The 17,905-nt window shown below is 58.3% G+C and carries 14 protein-coding genes; 7 read left to right on the top strand and 7 right to left on the bottom strand.

All coding sequences use genetic code 11. The annotated features are described in order from the left end of the window. Positions 1-82 precede the first annotated feature (82 nt). Positions 83-466, bottom strand: a complete 384-nt coding sequence (bssR, locus tag ABLU78_RS22235; protein WP_015367550.1) for a biofilm formation regulator BssR — start codon at positions 464-466, stop codon at positions 83-85. A gap of 257 nt (positions 467-723) precedes the next feature. Between bssR and rimO the strand changes: the two genes are divergently transcribed. Next, a complete protein-coding gene (gene rimO, locus ABLU78_RS22240; RefSeq protein WP_015704839.1) occupies positions 724-2,049 on the top strand; it encodes a 30S ribosomal protein S12 methylthiotransferase RimO in 1,326 nt (441 codons plus the stop codon). 425 nt (positions 2,050-2,474) lie between these two features. On the opposite strand, the gene gsiD is transcribed toward rimO, so the two are convergent. The 5 genes from gsiD to iaaA are packed head-to-tail and all read right to left on the bottom strand — an operon-like array spanning position 2,475 to position 8,739. Continuing rightward, entirely contained in the window at positions 2,475-3,386 is a 912-nt protein-coding gene (gene gsiD / locus ABLU78_RS22245; protein ID WP_047041807.1) for a glutathione ABC transporter permease GsiD, read from the bottom strand. Position 3,387: 1 nt separating this feature from the next. Then, entirely contained in the window at positions 3,388-4,308 is a 921-nt protein-coding gene (gene gsiC / locus ABLU78_RS22250; RefSeq protein ID WP_020079290.1) for a glutathione ABC transporter permease GsiC, read from the bottom strand. Positions 4,309-4,354: 46 nt separating this feature from the next. After that, a complete protein-coding gene (gene gsiB / locus ABLU78_RS22255; protein ID WP_015367555.1) occupies positions 4,355-5,896 on the bottom strand; it encodes a glutathione ABC transporter substrate-binding protein GsiB in 1,542 nt (513 codons plus the stop codon). A gap of 33 nt (positions 5,897-5,929) precedes the next feature. Beyond that, complete coding sequence (gene gsiA / locus ABLU78_RS22260; RefSeq protein ID WP_048228572.1) at positions 5,930-7,783, bottom strand: glutathione ABC transporter ATP-binding protein GsiA; 1,854 nt, start codon at positions 7,781-7,783, stop codon at positions 5,930-5,932. Positions 7,784-7,797: 14 nt separating this feature from the next. Further along, the gene (gene iaaA / locus ABLU78_RS22265; RefSeq protein ID WP_047055632.1) at positions 7,798-8,739 is read right to left on the bottom strand and encodes a beta-aspartyl-peptidase; all 942 of its coding nucleotides are present in this window, start codon (positions 8,737-8,739) and stop codon (positions 7,798-7,800) included. A gap of 179 nt (positions 8,740-8,918) precedes the next feature. Here iaaA and moeA point away from each other — a divergent pair, with 179 nt between their 5' ends. The 6 genes from moeA to ABLU78_RS22295 all read left to right on the top strand — a co-directional run bounded on the left by moeA (position 8,919) and on the right by ABLU78_RS22295 (position 16,771). Beyond that, positions 8,919-10,154, top strand: a complete 1,236-nt coding sequence (gene moeA, locus ABLU78_RS22270) for a molybdopterin molybdotransferase MoeA (RefSeq protein WP_032711277.1) — start codon at positions 8,919-8,921, stop codon at positions 10,152-10,154. After that, entirely contained in the window at positions 10,154-10,909 is a 756-nt protein-coding gene (moeB, locus tag ABLU78_RS22275) for a molybdopterin-synthase adenylyltransferase MoeB (protein ID WP_046883527.1), read from the top strand. The genes moeA and moeB overlap by 1 nt, the downstream gene beginning before the upstream one ends. A 155-nt stretch (positions 10,910-11,064) precedes the next feature. Then, positions 11,065-11,964, top strand: coding sequence for a glycyl-radical enzyme activating protein (locus tag ABLU78_RS22280; protein WP_048228570.1), 900 nt, complete (start codon positions 11,065-11,067; stop codon positions 11,962-11,964). Positions 11,965-11,967: 3 nt separating this feature from the next. Further along, positions 11,968-14,400, top strand: a complete 2,433-nt coding sequence (locus ABLU78_RS22285; RefSeq protein ID WP_015367561.1) for a formate C-acetyltransferase/glycerol dehydratase family glycyl radical enzyme — start codon at positions 11,968-11,970, stop codon at positions 14,398-14,400. A gap of 150 nt (positions 14,401-14,550) precedes the next feature. Next, complete coding sequence (locus ABLU78_RS22290; RefSeq protein WP_015367562.1) at positions 14,551-15,366, top strand: Cof-type HAD-IIB family hydrolase; 816 nt, start codon at positions 14,551-14,553, stop codon at positions 15,364-15,366. 139 nt (positions 15,367-15,505) lie between these two features. Continuing rightward, positions 15,506-16,771, top strand: coding sequence for a DUF1479 domain-containing protein (locus ABLU78_RS22295; protein WP_015704832.1), 1,266 nt, complete (start codon positions 15,506-15,508; stop codon positions 16,769-16,771). On the opposite strand, the gene ABLU78_RS22300 is transcribed toward ABLU78_RS22295, so the two are convergent. Then, positions 16,768-17,841: a LacI family DNA-binding transcriptional regulator gene (locus tag ABLU78_RS22300; RefSeq protein WP_048228567.1), complete on the bottom strand. Its 1,074-nt coding sequence runs from the start codon at positions 17,839-17,841 to the stop codon at positions 16,768-16,770. The two genes, ABLU78_RS22295 and ABLU78_RS22300, sit on opposite strands and share 4 nt — an antisense overlap. Positions 17,842-17,905: the final 64 nt, after the last annotated feature.

The following is a 17,905-nucleotide window of genomic DNA, read 5'->3' on the forward strand; positions in this document are numbered from 1 at the left end:
TGCTGATAAGGGTAGCCAGCGTGGGCGGTCAGGCAGGGATTTTTACATAAACTTTAACAGGGGGAGTCACCTCCCCCTGGATTCAGGCGTGGGTCATTGGCGCTGAGTTATTCAGAATGTGAATATTCATCGTCAACCCCGACAGACAGCGTTCTAGCTTCTCTACGTTAACGGCAATATAAGCCGGGCAATCATGATGCCCGCTCATCAGGCAAACCGCCGCCGAAGCGACGGACTCACCGGCAAGGCGGAAGGCTTCCATCTCTTCCGGCGCGATGGCGTGCTGCAAACGCGGCGCGTGTACGCGCAGTTCATGGCATAGCTCAAACAAGTTATCACGCAGATGGTCATTTTCGCTGACTGACATATAGCCTTTCGCTTTACGAAGCTGGAGATAAGCCGCCAAATCGATATTGGCATTAATCAGCTTATTCAAAAGGTTAGTGTAACGTCTGTCAACGCTCATCACGGTCCTCCTCTGTCGTCCATTACCATAATCATAGTATGGTCATTTTTTGCGCGAAATCATGAGCGAGGTCAATAATCACACAGCAATTAACATTATTTACAATGTTACAACCTGGGCGGCCAACAACGCGGCTTAAACACCTCCGCTGCGCTAACGCTTTTTCATCATTCATCGCCGCCTGGCTATACTCTTTTTCGCAAAGATCTGTAGAATTCCTGCCCTGACCATTCCAATAAATGAACATTTTTTAAGCTATGAGCAATGTCACGCACCAGCCGAAAATCGGCTTCGTCTCCCTGGGCTGCCCGAAAAACCTGGTAGACTCAGAACGTATCCTCACCGAACTGCGTACCGAAGGGTATGATGTGGTTCCCAGCTACGACAACGCCGATATGGTTATCGTCAACACCTGCGGCTTTATCGATAGCGCCGTGCAGGAGTCGCTTGAAGCGATCGGCGAAGCCTTAAAAGAAAACGGCAAAGTGATCGTTACCGGCTGCCTCGGCGCGAAAGAAGATCAAATCCGCGAAGTGCATCCAAAGGTGCTGGAAATTACCGGGCCGCATAGCTACGAGCAGGTGCTGGAACACGTCCACCACTATGCGCCAAAGCCGAAGCACAACCCGTTCCTCAGCCTGGTGCCGGAACAGGGCGTCAAGCTGACGCCGCGTCACTACGCGTACTTAAAAATTTCTGAAGGCTGCAACCATCGCTGCACCTTCTGCATCATCCCGTCAATGCGCGGCGATCTGGTGAGCCGCCCGATTGGCGAAGTGCTGGCGGAAGCCAAACGCCTGGCCGACGCCGGGGTGAAAGAGCTACTGGTGATTTCGCAGGACACCTCCGCCTATGGCGTTGACGTCAAGCACCGCACCGGTTTCCACAACGGTATGCCGGTGAAAACCAGTATGGTCAGCCTGTGTGAAGAGCTGGCGAAGCTCGGCATTTGGGTGCGTCTGCACTACGTCTACCCGTATCCGCACGTTGACGATGTGATCCCGCTGATGGCGGAAGGCAAGATCCTGCCGTATCTCGATATTCCGCTGCAGCACGCCAGCCCGCGCATTCTGAAACTGATGAAGCGCCCGGGTTCAGCAGACCGTCAGCTGGCGCGTATTAAACAGTGGCGCGAGATCTGCCCGGATCTGACCCTGCGTTCCACCTTTATCGTCGGTTTCCCGGGCGAAACGGAAGAAGATTTCCAGATGCTGCTCGATTTCCTGAAAGAAGCGCGTCTGGACCGCGTTGGCTGCTTCAAGTACAGCCCGGTTGAGGGCGCCACCGCCAACGAACTGGCGGATCAGGTCCCGGAAGAGGTCAAAGAAGAGCGCTGGAACCGCTTTATGCAGCTGCAACAGCAGATTTCCGCCGAGCGTCTGCAGGAGAAAGTGGGCCGCGAAATTATGGTACTGGTCGATGAAGTCGATGAAGAAGGAGCGATTGGCCGCAGCATGGCCGATGCCCCGGAAATCGACGGCGCGGTCTATCTGAACGGTGAAACCAACGTTAAACCGGGCGACGTGCTGCGGGTGAAAGTCGAACACGCCGACGAATATGACCTGTGGGGTTCCCGGGTCTAATCCCGCTTCCCGGATAGCGGCTTACGCCTTATCCGGGCTACCTCTTTCCCCATGGCTGCTGAAACTGCCGCCGTTGGTGGCCTCAAAATCGCTGAGACGTTCCCGGAAGGCCGGGGCAGCCCGCATGGATGCGGGCTGAGGGCCGTGTTTTGCAAGGACGCTGCCTCGGCCCGACCCGAAGCCTGCCGGGATAAGTCGAAGGTACCACGAAGTGGCGATTTTGGCGGCCAGAGCCCGGGAGTACAGAGGGCGGCGGCGACTGGCCGCCCTCTGTGCGCTCCCTGCGCCATGAGAGCCATAACGCAGAAGAAATATCGGGAGCGCAATGTTCTCGGAAACAGCACAGGACAACCCTTTGTCCTGGAGCGAAACAGCTGCAAGCCGATAACAGTATCTACCAACTTTGCTCCCGCCGCGTTTGTCTCCTACCCCTTTATCTTCGGATCCAGCGCATCGCGCAGGCCGTCGCCCAACAGATTAAACGCCAGCACCGTCAGGAAAATGGCGATCGCCGGGAATAACGCCACATGCGGCGCCATCACCATATCCGCGCGCGCTTCGTTCAGCATCGCCCCCCACTCCGGCGTCGGCGGCTGGGCGCCAAGGCCGAGGAACGACAGGCTGGCGGCGGAGATAATCGACACGCCGATGCGCATGGTAAAATAAACCACTATCGACGATACCGTACCGGGCAAAATATGGTTGAACAGAATGGTCGTATCGCTGGCGCCGATACTGCGCGCCGACTCAATAAACGTCTGCTGCTTCAGCACCAACGTATTGCCGCGCACCAGGCGGGCGAACGCCGGAATTGAGAATATCGCCACCGCGATAATCACGTTGGCCATCCCGCTGCCCATCACCGCCACTACCGCAATCGCCAGCAGAATGCCGGGGAAGGCAAACAGCACGTCGCAGATACGCATGGTGATGCGGTCCCACCAGCCTTCGTAGTAACCGGCCAGCAGGCCGAGCACGGTGCCAATTAGCGCGCCAATTAGTACCGCCAGAACCCCTGCGGCCAGCGAAATTTGCGCGCCGACCAGCACACGGCTGAAGATATCGCGCCCCAGCGAATCAACGCCGAACCAATGCACCATTGACGGCCCTTCATTGAGCCGGTCGTAATCAAAATAGTTTTCCGCGTCATACGGCGCTATCCACGGCGCGATAATCGCGACGATAATCAGCAGCAGCACAAATAGGGCCGCTGCCATCGCCACCGGCTGGCGACGAAAACGCCGCCAGAACTCGTGCCACGGCGTGCGGATCTGCCCGGGCTTAACGCCCGGCATGGCGTTGATAACCGCTTCCCTTCTCCAGTTGAGCAATCGCACCTTACTTGTACCTGATAGCCGGGTTAATGGCGGCATACAACACGTCCACCACTAAGTTGATAAGAATGAACTCCAGCGAAAACAGCAGCACTTCCGCCTGGATCACCGGGTAGTCGCGCATCTCCACGGAATCGACCAGCAACCGGCCAAGCCCCGGCCAGTTGAAGACCTTCTCCACCACAATGGAGCCGCCGAGCAGAAAACCGAACTGCAGACCCATCATGGTCACTACCGGGATCATCGCGTTGCGCAGGCCATGCTTCAACACCACCAGCGTTTCGCTCACCCCTTTAGCCCGCGCGGTACGCATGTAATCCTCATGCAGCACGTCGACGAACGACGCGCGGGTGAAGCGCGCCATCACCGATGCCACCGCGGCGCCAAGGGTCAACGACGGCAGAATATAGTGCCGCCAGCTGTCGGCGCCGACCGTCGGCAGCCAGCCCAGCTCGACGGAAAAAACCTGCATCAGCAGCATGCCGAGGGCGAACGCCGGGAAGGAGATACCGGTTACCGCCAGCGCCATCCCCAACCGATCCGGCCAGCGATTGCGCCACACCGCCGCGGCGATGCCCGCCGCCATGCCGAACAGCACCGCCCAGCTCATACTGGCAAGCGTTAACCATAGCGTCGGCATAAAGCGGCTGGCGATTTCGCTGGTCACCGGGCGGCGCGAAGCCATCGAGATACCGAAATCACCCTGCAATACATTGGTGATGTAGTGCCAGAACTGCACGTGCAACGGCTGATCGAGCCCCAGCTGTTGGCGAACCATCGCCACCACCTGCGCATCGGCTTCCGGCCCGGCGATCAGCCGCGCCGGATCGCCCGGCAGCATATGTACAAACAGGAACACCAGAACGGCGACGATAAACAGCGTCGGAATGAGCCCCAGCAGGCGCTTCAGAACGTAATTCAGCATCGCCCCCTCCCATTTCGGCAGAGGGAACGCGTGAGCATAAGCACTATCACTGCGTCAGATCCGCCTGCTCGAAGCTAAAACCGGTATCCGGCTGAATATAAAACCCGGTCAGGTTTTTGCTATGCGCCGATACCAGCTTTTCCACCACCAGCGGCACCCACGGCGACTCTTTCCAGATAATGTCCTGCGCATCTTTATAGAGTGTGGTCTTCTGTTGCGCATCGGTCGTTTTCAGCGCCTCGCTCAGATCTTTATCAACCTGCGGGTTACTGTAAAACGCGGTGTTAAACAGGGTCGGCGGCCAGTTTTGTGAGGCGAATAGCGGCGACAGCGCCCAGTCGGCTTCGCCAGTCGACGCTGACCAGCCGGTGTAGAACATCCGCACCCCGCTCTCTTTCTGCCCCTTGCCTTCAACCTGCGCCGCACGCTGTCCGGCATCCATCGCCGTCACTTGCGCTTTTATACCCACCTGCGCCAGCTGCTGCTGGGTAAACTGCAGCACCTTCTGCGCGGTGCTGTGATTATGCGATGACCACAGCGTGGTGCTAAAGCCGTTAGGGAAACCGGCTTCTTTCAGCAACTGACGGGCTTTCGCCGGGTCGTAAGGCCATGCGCTGTAGGTCTGGGCGTAAGCAATAGAAGGCGGTACGACGCCGGTCGCCGGGGTGGCGTATCCGGCAAACGCGACCTTAACCAGCGCCTGACGGTTAATCGCATAGTTAATGGCTTCCCGCACCTTCGGATTATCGAACGGCTTCTGCGTTACGTTCATGCTGATATAGCGCTGCATAATCGACGGGCTGGCCACCAGCTCCAGCTTGCTGTTTTTCGCCAGCAGCGGCGCTTGCTCGTAAGGGATCGGGAAGGCGAACTGCGCCTCGCCGGTTTGCAGCATCGCCGCACGGGTGTTGTTATCGACCACCGGGCGCCAGGTAATGGAATCCAGCTTCGGCAGCCCCGGCTGCCAATAACCGTCAAACTTGCTGACTTTGACGAAATCGGTCTGGTTCCAGGTATCGAGCTTATACGGCCCGGTACCTACCGGGTGGAAGCCGATCTCCTTGCCATATTTTTTCAGCGCCGCCGGCGAAATCATCGCCGTCGCCGGATGGGCAAGAATATTGATAAACGCCGAGAACGGCTGTTTGAGCGTGATTTTGACCGTCGTCGGATCCACCGCCTCGGTGCTGGCGATATTCTTATACAGGTTATAACGTTTGAGATGGTTATCCGGATTGCTGGCGCGGTCGAGATTCGCTTTCACCGCTTCGGCGTTAAAATCGGTGCCATCCTGGAATTTCACCCCGCTGTGCAGCTTGATGGTATACACCAGACCATCCGCCGAAACGGTATAACTTTCCGCCAATACGTTTTGCAGTTTCATCTCTTTATCAAGGCCGAACAGGCCTTGATAAAACGACTTCGCCACCGCCTGCGATAACGTATCGTTCGCGTCATAGGGATCAAGGGTCGTGAAGTTGGAACCGACCGCCACTACCACATCTTTCGCGGCGAAGGCCGGCGTCGCCGCCAGCGCCGAGGCGATGCCAAGCGCCAGTAGCCATTTGCGTGTAACAGGTTGAGTCATGTTGTTATGCTCCTGCAAGAGTGCGTTAGGTTGTTATCGGCTCAGTACATCGGCGGGCTCACGGGCGACATAATGCCCCGGCGCTACCAGCTGTAACGGCGCGCTGTCGATTTCTTCTCCCGGTTTATAGATATTCCCCGGCAGCTCGTCAGAGAGTAATACGCGCTGCGGTTGACGATGCGCCGGATCGGCGACCGGCACCGCCGCCATCAGTTTACGGGTGTAAGGATGCTGCGGGTTTTCAAACACGGCGCGACGCGGGCCAATCTCCACGATCCGCCCGCGATACATCACCGCTACGCGGTGGCTGATGCGCTCCACCACCGCCATGTCATGGGAAATAAACAGAAATGCGATGCCCATTTCACGCTGTAAATCGAGCAGCAGATTAATAATCTGCGCGCGAATAGACACGTCCAGCGCCGACACCGACTCATCGGCGATCACCACTTTCGGATTGAGCGCCAGCGCGCGGGCGATACAGATACGCTGCCGCTGACCGCCGGAAAACTCATGCGGATAACGCCACGCGTGTTCCGCCTCCAGCCCCACGCGCTGCAACAGCCAGGCGACACGTTCGCGAGCCGCATCCCCTTCCAGCAGACCATGCACACGCAGCGGCTCCATAATGGAATAACCGACCGTCTGCCGCGGGTCGAGCGAAGCGTAAGGATCCTGAAAAATAAACTGAATATCGCGGCGCAGCGTCTGTAGCTTGCCGCCGGACAGCGCATCAATACGCTGGCCGTTAAAGGTGATGCTGCCGCCCTGCGCTTCCACCAGCCGCAGCAGCGCCCGCCCGGTGGTCGATTTACCGCAGCCGGATTCGCCGACCAGCGACAGCGTTTCGCCCGGCCACAGGTCGAAACTCACTTTTTCCACCGCATGCACTTCGCGGGTGACGCGGTTGAGAATACCGCCGCGGATCGGAAAACGCGCGACCAGGTCGCGTACCTGCAAAATCGGTTTACCGGCTACCACGGTATTCTGTTCCGGCTGCTGGGTCACACCGTCGTTGAGCAGCGGGAAGCGTCGCGGCAAATCGCTGCCGCGCATCGAGCCGAGCTTCGGCACCGCCGCCAGTAGCGCCCGGGTATAAGGATGCTGCGGGGCGCGAAAAATATCCTCGACGCGCCCACTTTCTACCGCTTCGCCGCGGTACATCACCAGCACGCGATCGGCGATTTCCGCCACCACGCCCATATCGTGAGTGATAAACATCACCCCCATCGCCATCTCTTTTTGCAGCGCGGCGATAAGCTGTAGGATCTGCGCCTGAATCGTGACGTCCAGCGCGGTGGTGGGTTCATCGGCAATCAGTACCGCCGGGCGACACGATAACGCCATGGCGATCATCACCCGCTGGCGCATGCCGCCGGAAAGCTGATGCGGATAGCGTGAAAGCATCGCTGCCGCTTCCGGAATACGCACCCGTTCGAGCATCTTTTTCGCTTCCCGCAGCGCCTCGTCATGGCGCAGTCCCTGATGTAGCCGAATAGACTCGGCAATTTGTTCGCCGATGGTGAATACCGGGTTCAGCGAGGTCATCGGCTCCTGAAAAATCATCGCCACGTCCGCGCCGCGAACCTGACGCATCTGCCCCGCCGTTTGAGCATTAATATCAATCACCTGACGGTTACGTCGGCGCAGCAGCAACGCCTCGCTGCTGACTTCGCTGACCGCCTCGTCGAGCAGACGCATCAGCGCCAGGGCAGTCACCGATTTTCCGGAACCGGACTCGCCGACAATCGCCAGCGTCTCGCCGCGGCGGAGGCTAAATGACAGGTTACGCACCGCAGAAACGCGCTGCCGCTGCTGGCTAAAGGCGACGTTAAGATCGCGTACCACCAGCACATCGTCTTCATCAATTTCATGACTTTGCGGCAAACTCGCTTCTCCTTTTATTCGCGATAAATTCCAATCGTCGGCGTATCGCCCGCATAACACCACGCCCGGTACATCCCTTCACTGTTGAACGGCAGCACCACATTCCCCTCGCGGTCGATGGCGATAAGGCCCCCGCTGCCGCCCAGCGCCGGCAGTTTTTCCTGCACCACCCGCTCGCAGGCCTCAAACAGGCTGAGATTGCCGTACTCCATCAACGCTGAAATGTCGTAAGCGGCGAGCGTGCGCATGAAGACTTCGCCGGTGCCGGTGCAGGAGACCGCGACGCTGGCATTATTGGCATAGCAGCCCGCGCCCGGCACTGGGCTGTCGCCGACGCGTCCGGGCAGTTTATTGGTCATTCCGCCGGTAGAGGTCGCTGCCGCCAGATTACCGGCCAGATCCAGCGCCACCGCGCCGACGGTACCCATTTTGTGGCGTTCATCGAGCGGCGCGGCATGATGATCGAGAATAATCTCGCCGCCCTCTTTCGCCTGCTGCAACTGCAGAAGCCGCTCGGTAGTGGAAAATAACTCGTTTTCAACCAGCGCCATGCCGCGCGAGGCGGCAAACTTTTCCGCCCCTTCGCCGATAAGCAGCACGTGCGGACTTTCTTCCAGCACCAGACGCGCCGCCAGCACCGGGTTACGCAGATGCTTTACGCCAGCCACCGCGCCGGCCTGCAGGCTATAGCCATCCATCACGCAGGCATCCAGTTCGTGAGTTTGATCGTGGGTAAACACGGAACCTATTCCGGCGTTAAATAGCGGGCACTCTTCCAGCAGGCGTACCGCTTCGGTCACCGCATCCAGCGCGCTGGCGCCTGCTGCCAACATTTTTTGTCCGCTATCGACGATGGCCGACAGCGCGGCCACATACTCGCGTTCGCGCGACTGAGTCATCTGCGCGCGGCTAATCGCGCCGGCGCCGCCGTGGATTGCTATTACCGCCTTACCCATTCAATCTTTCCTTTGCCATAAACTGTATAGATATCATTATACTGACTAACCTTTTATACGTTTTTTGAATATAGAAAGAGCATCCGGTGATGTAAAGGCTCGTACCGCAGTGGCATACAGTCGCCGGCGCTTTTCTGCCATAATAGGCGTTTTCGACGTTTTGCCAGCAGGAGTAACCCATGGATTTTACCGCCGGACTGATGCCGCTCGACACAGCCCTGACTCAGATGCTCGACCGTATTTCGCCGCTGCAGGCCACGGAAACCCTGCCGCTGCTGCAGGCCTTTTCGCGCGTGACCGCCCATGATGTCGTTTCGCCGCTGGACGTACCCGGTTTTGATAACTCGGCGATGGACGGCTATGCCGTGCGCCTGGCCGACCTCACCGACGGCGCGGCGCTGCCGGTTGCCGGTAAGGCCTTTGCCGGCCAACCGTTCCACGACGCCTGGCCGGCGGGCACCTGTATCCGCATCATGACCGGCGCGCCGGTGCCGGAAGGCTGCGACGCGGTGGTGATGCAGGAAGAAACGGAACAAAGCGACGCCGGCGTGCGCTTCATCGCGCCGGTAAAAGCCGGGCAAAATATTCGCCGGCGCGGGGAAGATATCGCCAACGGCGCGGTAGTATTCCCGGCGGGCACGCGTCTTACCGTAGCCGAGTTGCCGGTGCTGGCATCGCTGGGCATTGCCGACGTCGAGGTAGTCCGTAAAGTGCGCGTCGCGGTCTTCTCGACCGGGGATGAACTCCAGTTGCCGGGCCAACCGCTCGGCGACGGCCAGATTTATGATACTAACCGCCTGGCGGTACATCTGATGCTCGAACAGCTGGGCTGCGAGGTGATCAACCTCGGCATTATTCCTGACGATCCGGCGAAGCTGCGCGACGCCTTTATCGCCGCCGACCAGCAGGCCGATGTGGTAATAAGCTCAGGCGGCGTCTCCGTGGGCGAAGCCGATTACACCAAAACTATCCTCGAAGAACTGGGCGAGATCGGCTTCTGGAAGCTGGCGATTAAGCCGGGTAAACCTTTCGCCTTCGGCAAGCTCAGCAACAGCTGGTTCTGCGGCCTGCCGGGCAATCCGGTTTCCGCCACCTTAACCTTCTATCAACTGGTACAGCCGCTGCTGGCCAAGCTCTCCGGCAACCGCGGTCAAACCCAGCCGATGCGTCTGCGCGTGCGCGCCGCCAGCCGGCTGAAAAAATCGCCGGGCCGCCTCGACTTCCAGCGCGGCGTGCTGCAACGCAATCCAGAAGGCGAACTGGTGGTGAGCACCACCGGCCATCAGGGCTCGCACATTTTCAGCTCATTCAGCCTCGGTAACTGCTTTATCGTACTGGAGCGCGAACGCGGCAACGTCGAAGCGGGCGAATGGGTCGAAGTCGAGCCCTTTAATCATCTGTTTGGGGGGCTGTAATGGCCGTTGAGCTGAGCGACGAGGAGATGCTGCGCTATAACCGGCAGATCGTACTGCGAGGGTTTGATTTCGACGGTCAGGAGCGCTTAAAAGCCGCTCGCGTACTGGTCGTCGGCCTCGGCGGGCTCGGCTGCGCCGCCGCTCAATACCTGGCGGCAGCCGGGGTGGGTCAGCTCACCCTGCTGGATTTCGATACCGTTTCATTATCCAATCTACAACGCCAGACGCTGCACAGCGACGCAACCATCGGCCAGCCCAAGGTCGATTCTGCCCGCAATGCGCTGGCGCACATTAACCCGCACGTCCGGCTGGTCACCATCGATGCAATGCTGGATGACGCGGCGCTGGCAACGCAGATTGCCGACCACCATCTGGTGCTGGACTGTACCGACAACGTTGCTATTCGCAACCAGCTCAATGCTGGCTGCTTCCAACACAAAACCCCGCTGGTCTCCGGCGCGGCAATTCGTATGGAAGGGCAAATCAGCGTCTTTACCTATCAGGACGGCGAGCCCTGCTATCGCTGCCTGAGCCGCCTGTTCGGCGAAAACGCCCTCACCTGCGTCGAAGCCGGGGTGATGGCGCCGCTGGTCGGCACTATCGGTTCACTGCAGGCCATGGAGGCGATTAAACTGCTGACCGGTTACGGCGCCCCTGCAAGGGGCAAAATCGTGATGTATGACGCGATGACCTGCCAGTTTCGCGAAATGAAGCTGATGCGCCACCCGCAGTGCGAGGTGTGCGGTTCACGCTAATTCCAGCCGCCGGCGAGGCAGGTCGCCGGTTATTTTGTGAACCACGCCGTTCTTTTTCTCCCCATCTCTACTACCCACTCTGATTGTTGATTTGCATCAATATAACTTTCATTCGAAAGCTATTTAATCTTCATATGCAAATAAGAGGGTAAATCATGATCTTCAACATCCAGCGCTACTCCACCCATGACGGCCCGGGGATCCGTACCGTCGTATTCCTTAAAGGCTGTTCGCTGGGCTGCCGTTGGTGTCAGAACCCGGAAAGCCGCGCCCGCAGCGAAGACCTGCTGTATGACGCGCGGCTGTGTCTTGACGGCTGCGAGCTTTGCCAGCAGGCGGCACCGGAGGTGATTACCCGTACTCTGGATGGCCTGATCATCCATCGGCAAAACGTCAACGACAGCCACATTGCCGCGCTACGCCACTGCTGCCCCACAACCGCGCTGACGGTCTGCGGCGAGGAAAAAAGCGTGACGGAAATTATGGCGACGGTGCTGCGCGATAAACCGTTTTACGATCGCAGCGGCGGCGGCATTACTCTTTCCGGCGGCGAGCCCTTTATGAACCCGACTCTGGCGCAGGCGCTGTTCGAAGCCAGCCATCAGGCGGGCATTCACACCGCCGTGGAAACCTGCCTGCACGTACCGTGGAAGTACATTGAACCCTCTTTACCGTTTGTCGATCTGTTTCTGGCCGACCTGAAGCACGTTGACGAGGCCGTTTTCCAGCAGTGGACCGACGGCAGCGCCCGCCGGGTGCTGGATAACCTGCAGCGCCTGGCGCAGGCAGGTAAAAAAATCATTATCCGCGTCCCATTAATTCAGGGGTTTAACGCCAGCGAAGCCGACATTACCGCGATTACCGATTTTGCCGCCGACCGTCTTCAGGTCAGCGAAATCCATTTCCTGCCGTACCACACGCTGGGAATGAATAAATACCAACTACTCAGTCAGCCCTATACCGCACCGGACAAACCGCTGGCCGCTCCAGAGCTGCTGGCCTTTGCGCAGCAGTACGCGCAAAGCAAAGGTTTAACGGCGACCCTACGAGGATAACTTATGACCACCTTAAAACTGGATACTCTGAGCGCCCGCATTCAGGCGCATAAAATGGCGCTGGTGCATATCGTTAAGCCGCCGGTTTGTACCGAGCGCGCCCAACACTATACCGCCGCCTATCAGCAACATCTCGATAAACCCATCCCGGTGCGTCGCGCGCTGGCGCTGGCGCATCATCTGGCGGAACGCACTATCTGGATCAAGCACGATGAACTGATCGTCGGCAACCAGGCCAGCGAAGTTCGCGCCGCGCCGATTTTCCCGGAATATACCGTCAGCTGGATTGAGAAAGAGATCGACGATCTCGCCGACCGTCCGGGCGCCGGCTTCTCGGTCAGCGAAGCGAACAAACGCGTATTACATGAAGTGTGCCCATGGTGGCGCGGGCAGACCGTTCAGGACCGCTGCTACGGCATGTTTACCGATGAACAAAAAGCGCTGCTCGCCACCGGCATTATCAAAGCCGAAGGCAACATGACTTCCGGCGACGCCCACCTGGCGGTCAACTATCCGCTGCTGCTGGAAAAAGGGCTCGACGGCATGCGCGCGAAGGTCGCTGAGCGCCGCTCACGCATTAATCTGACGGTGCTGGAAGATCTGCACGGCGAACAGTTCCTGAAGGCGATCGATATCGTGCTCGCGGCAGTGAGCGAACACTGCAAACGCTTCGCTACGCTGGCGCGCGACATGGCGGCGCAGGAGCCGCGCGAACTGCGCCGCAACGAGCTGCTGGCGATCGCCGAAAACTGTGAAATTATCGCCCACCAGCCGCCGAAAACCTTCTGGCAGGCGCTGCAGCTCTGCTACTTTATTCAGTTGATCCTGCAGATTGAATCCAACGGCCACTCGGTCTCCTTTGGCCGCATGGACCAGTACCTCTATCCGTACTACCGCCGCGACGTTGAACTGCAGCAATCGTTGGATCGCGAACAGGCCATTGAGCTGCTGCATTGCTGCTGGCTGAAGCTGCTGGAGGTCAACAAAATTCGCTCCGGCTCGCATTCCAAAGCTTCCGCCGGTAGCCCGCTGTACCAGAACGTCACCATCGGCGGGCAAAATCTGGTCGACGGTCAACCGCAGGACGCCGTCAACCCGCTGTCGTATGCGATCCTCGAATCCTGCGGCCGCCTGCGCTCGACCCAGCCGAACCTCAGCGTGCGTTACCACGCCGGGATGAGCAACGACTTCCTCGACGCCTGCGTGCAGGTGATCCGCTGCGGTTTCGGCATGCCGGCGTTTAATAACGATGAAATCGTCATCCCGGAATTTATCAAACTCGGCATTGAGCCGCAGGACGCCTACGATTACGCCGCTATCGGCTGTATCGAAACCGCGGTCGGCGGCAAATGGGGCTATCGCTGCACCGGCATGAGCTTTATTAACTTCGCGCGGGTGATGCTGGCGACGCTGGAAGGCGGCCGCGATGCCACCAGCGGCCAGGTGTTCCTTGCCCAACAACATGCGCTGTCGAAAGGTAACTTCGCTAACTTCGACCAGGTACTGGAAGACTGGGATACTCAGATCCGCTACTACACCCGTAAATCTATCGAGATTGAGTACGTTGTCGATACCATGCTGGAAGAGAACGTCCACGATATTCTCTGCTCAGCGTTAGTTGATGACTGCATCGAACGGGCGAAGAGTATCAAGCAAGGCGGCGCGAAGTATGACTGGGTTTCTGGTCTGCAGGTCGGGATTGCCAACCTCGGCAACAGCCTGGCGGCGGTGAAAAAACTGGTCTTCGATCAGGGCGTTATCGGCCAGCAGGAGCTGGCGAAAGCGCTGGCGGAAGATTTTGCCGGCCTGACCCACGAGCAGTTACGTCAGCGCTTGATCAACGGCGCGCCGAAGTACGGTAACGACGACGACAGCGTCGACATTCTGCTAGCGCGGGCCTATCAGACCTATATCGACGAGCTGAAGCAGTACCATAACCCGCGTTACGGCCGCGGCCCGATTGGCGGTAACTATTACGCTGGTACGTCGTCTATCTCCGCGAACGTCCCGTTCGGCGCGCAGACCATGGCGACGCCGGATGGCCGCAAAGCGCACGCGCCGCTGGCGGAAGGGGCCAGCCCAGCCTCCGGTACCGATCACCTGGGGCCAACGGCGGTTATCAGTTCGGTAGGCAAACTGCCGACCGGCGCGATCCTCGGCGGCGTGCTGCTCAACCAGAAGCTGAATCCTTCCACGCTGGAGAACGAGTCCGATAAGCAAAAGCTGATGGTGCTGCTGCGCACCTTCTTCGAGGTGCATAAAGGCTGGCATATTCAGTACAACATCGTGTCACGCGAAACGCTGCTGGAAGCCAAGAAACACCCTGACCAGTACCGCGATTTAGTGGTCCGCGTCGCCGGATACTCGGCGTTCTTCACCGCCCTGTCGCCGGATACCCAGGACGACATCATCGCCCGTACCGAGCATACGCTGTAAGGAAAATACCCGGCCGGCGCTGCGCTGAGCCGGGTGACATCTTCTGTACCCGTTGATAATTGGATAAACTTTCATTCGAAATAAATTTGTGCTGCCCATCACATTGTAATTAGAATGTTACTGGTCGAAGTTAAGCCAGGAGCACCTCTTATGACCGTTAAAGTTATCGTCACCGATATGGACGGAACTTTTCTCAATGACGCCAAGCAGTACGACCGCCCGCGTTTCCTCGCGCAGTTTGCGCAGCTTAAACAGCAAGGTATTGAATTTGTTGTCGCCAGCGGCAACCAGTACTATCAGCTGATCTCATTTTTCCCGGAAATCCGCGAGCAGATTTCATTCGTCGCAGAAAACGGCGCTCTGGTTTACGAGCATGGCAAACAGGTGTTCCACGGCGAACTGACCCGTCACGAATCACAGGTGGTGATTGGCGAACTGCTGAAAGATCCGCAGCTCAACTTTGTCGCCTGCGGCCTGCAAAGCGCGTACGTGAGCGATAAAGCCCCGGACGCCTTTGTCGAGCTGATGTCGAAGCACTACCATCGTCTGCAGCGGGTAAGCGATTACCACCGCATCGACGATACGCTATTCAAATTCTCCCTCAACCTGCCTGATAGCGATATCCCACAGCTTATCGATAAACTGCACGTCTCGCTCGACGGGATCATGAAGCCGGTCACCAGCGGCTTTGGCTTTGTCGATTTGATTATCCCCGGCCTGCATAAAGCCAACGGCATCAGCCGCCTGCTCAAACGCTGGAACCTTTCGCCGCAGCAATGCGTAGCAATTGGCGACAGCGGCAATGACGCCGAAATGTTAAAACTGGTGAAATATGCTTTTGCTATGGCCAACGCTGCCGACAGCATCAAAGCCATCGCCGGTTTCACCACCGATGACAATAACCACGACGGCGCGTTGAAGGTGATTCAGGCCGTTCTCGATAAGACCTCCCCTTTCAACGACTGATCCTGTGCCGGGGTATCCGCCCCGGCTTTTCCATTTTGTGCGCCGCTGCATAATTTTAAACTTGCATTAACTCTAATTTAACTTAAATTAACGTTTGTAAGATTTAATACTTTCGAATGAAAGATACAGCGAGGTGATTATGGCTGCTCTCCCTACCCACGAAACATTACCTGCCGACCATAAAGCGGCGATTCGCCAGATGAAACAGGCCCTACGCGCGCAAATCGGCGATGTTCAGGCGGTATTCGATAAACTCTCGGCGCGCATCAGCGAGCGCCTGGACGAGATTAATGCCCTGAAAGCCGCGGGCCAGGAGGTCTGGCCGACGATCCCGTTTAGCGATATCGCCCAGGGTAAAGTGAGCGATGCGCAGCGCGAGGCGATTAAGCGCCGTGGTTGCGCGGTTATCAAAGGCCACTACCCGCGCGAACAGGCGCTGGCCTGGGATAACGCGATGCTGGAATACCTGGACCTGAACCATTTCGACGACGTTTACAAAGGGCCCGGCGACAGCTTCTTCGGTTCGCTGGAGGCTTCGCGCCCGGAGATCTATCCGATCTACTGGTCGCCCTCGCAAATGCAGGCGCGCCAAAGCGATGAAATGGCGGCGGTACAATCCTTCCTTAACCGCCTGTGGCGCTTTGAGCAGGACGGCAAACGCTGGTTCGATCCGGATGTCAGCGTGATTTACCCTGACCGCATCCGCCGCCGCCCGCCGGGAACCACGTCAAAGGGGCTGGGCGCGCATACCGATTCCGGGGCGCTGGAGCGCTGGTTGCTTCCCGCTTATCAGCAGGTTTTCGCCAACGTCTTTAATGGCAATATCGACGCCTACGATCCGTGGGACGCGGCGCATCGTACCGAAGTGGAAGAGTACACCGTCGATAACACCACCAAATGTTCGGTCTTCCGCACTTTCCAGGGTTGGACAGCGCTGTCGGACATGATCCCCGGTCAAGGGCTGCTGCACGTGGTGCCGATCCCGGAGGCGATGGCTTACGTTCTGCTGCGTCCGCTGCTGGATGATGTGCCGGAAGATGAACTATGCGGCGTCGCGCCGGGCAAGGTACTGCCGATCTCTGAGCAATGGCATCCATTGCTCATCAAAGCGCTAAGCTCGATTCCCGCGCTGAATGCCGGCGATTCCGTCTGGTGGCACTGTGATGTCATTCACTCGGTCGCGCCGGTGGAAAATCAACAGGGCTGGGGCAACGTCATGTACATCCCGGCCGCGCCGATGTGCGAGAAGAATCTCGCCTATGCGCAGAAGGTAAAAATCGCGCTGGAAAAAGGCGCCTCGCCGGGGGATTTCCCGCGTGAAGATTACGAATGCGACTGGCAGGCGCGCTTCACCGTTGCCGATCTTAACGATCACGGCAAACGCGCATTGGGCATGAAGATCTAATCATCATACAGACCTTGCTGTTCTACGGCGGTATGGCTCTTGCCTGGCCGGATCCGCCGCACCGAATCGCGTACCACCAGGGCGCCGTGCAGCAGTAGCGAGCCGTGCGGCGCTTCCGGGCGCAGCAGACGCTGCTGCAAAAGATGCACCGCCTCGCTGCCGAGCTCATCCCGCGGTACATGAATCGCCGTTAGCGGCACGTCCTGAATCGCCGCCAGATTAAAACCGTCGATACTCATCACCGAGACATCCTGCGGCACCCGCAGGCCTCGTTTTTGCAGCGCGCTGACGGTACCTGCGGCCATAAAATCGCCGCCCACCAGAAACGCCGTCGGCATCGGGCGCCCCTGTAAAGCATCGAGCCAGGCCCCGACCTGCTCTTCCGTTTCTCTGGCGCTAAAGTTGGCGACGCTAATCAGGTCGCGGCTACCGGTAAATCGCAGGTTGCGCGCGCGCCACGCCTCCTTGATACCCACTAGCCGTAGCTCCATGGTATAGCGGCGCAAGCACATCACGTTCATTACCGCCTGATGGCCCATATCAAACAGATAACGAGCGGCGCACTGGCCAATCAGCCGATGGTCAGGCGCAATAGAAGGAAGCCGCATCCCTTCATCCCGGCAGTTAATTAATATGCAAGGTTTGCCAAGATCCGCCGCCAGCGCGTGGATATGCCGATCGTCGATACCCAGCAATACCGCCGCCTGGGTGTCGGTCTCGTTCATGCGGGCCAGAAACAGATTGGCGTCGCTGTCGTTTTCTTCCAGCGCGCAATAGCGCAGACGTACTTCATGCGGCGCCAGCGCGTTATTAATACTCTGGATGACGCGATAGTAGAAGATATCTGAACGTTCATCGAAGGCCCGCTGCGGCGCAAAAATCAGCAGGTTGTTGAGCAGTAGCCGCCCGGCGGCCAATCCCTGCATCACCCCCAGCTCACGGGCGCAGGCCAATACCGCCTGACGGGCCTTTTCGCTGGTATTCGCTTTTCCGGCTAAGACGCGCGAAACCGTACTGGCTGACAGCCCGGTGCGGGCGGCAATTTCGGCGACTCGCAGCTTTTTATCCATTCTGTGATCCAGCTCCAATTCAAAAATGAAAGAATTTTCATAGTCTCCAAACCCTGACCAACAA

It is taken from the genome of Klebsiella sp. JN_Kp122 (assembly GCF_040062085.1).
GTDB lineage: Bacteria > Pseudomonadota > Gammaproteobacteria > Enterobacterales > Enterobacteriaceae > Klebsiella > Klebsiella aerogenes.

What these genes read in the sequence shown, in the direction of transcription:
- ABLU78_RS22300 (WP_048228567.1), bottom strand. Translation starts at nt 17,841, where the DNA reads ATGGATAAAAAGCTGCGAGTCGCCGAAATTGCCGCCCGCACCGGGCTG.
- bssR (WP_015367550.1), bottom strand. Translation starts at nt 466, where the DNA reads ATGAGCGTTGACAGACGTTACACTAACCTTTTGAATAAGCTGATTAAT.
- moeB (WP_046883527.1), top strand. Translation starts at nt 10,154, where the DNA reads ATGGCCGTTGAGCTGAGCGACGAGGAGATGCTGCGCTATAACCGGCAG.
- gsiC (WP_020079290.1), bottom strand. Translation starts at nt 4,308, where the DNA reads ATGCTGAATTACGTTCTGAAGCGCCTGCTGGGGCTCATTCCGACGCTG.
- ABLU78_RS22290 (WP_015367562.1), top strand. Translation starts at nt 14,551, where the DNA reads ATGACCGTTAAAGTTATCGTCACCGATATGGACGGAACTTTTCTCAAT.
- ABLU78_RS22295 (WP_015704832.1), top strand. Translation starts at nt 15,506, where the DNA reads ATGGCTGCTCTCCCTACCCACGAAACATTACCTGCCGACCATAAAGCG.
- ABLU78_RS22285 (WP_015367561.1), top strand. Translation starts at nt 11,968, where the DNA reads ATGACCACCTTAAAACTGGATACTCTGAGCGCCCGCATTCAGGCGCAT.
- ABLU78_RS22280 (WP_048228570.1), top strand. Translation starts at nt 11,065, where the DNA reads ATGATCTTCAACATCCAGCGCTACTCCACCCATGACGGCCCGGGGATC.
- iaaA (WP_047055632.1), bottom strand. Translation starts at nt 8,739, where the DNA reads ATGGGTAAGGCGGTAATAGCAATCCACGGCGGCGCCGGCGCGATTAGC.
- moeA (WP_032711277.1), top strand. Translation starts at nt 8,919, where the DNA reads ATGGATTTTACCGCCGGACTGATGCCGCTCGACACAGCCCTGACTCAG.
- gsiB (WP_015367555.1), bottom strand. Translation starts at nt 5,896, where the DNA reads ATGACTCAACCTGTTACACGCAAATGGCTACTGGCGCTTGGCATCGCC.
- rimO (WP_015704839.1), top strand. Translation starts at nt 724, where the DNA reads ATGAGCAATGTCACGCACCAGCCGAAAATCGGCTTCGTCTCCCTGGGC.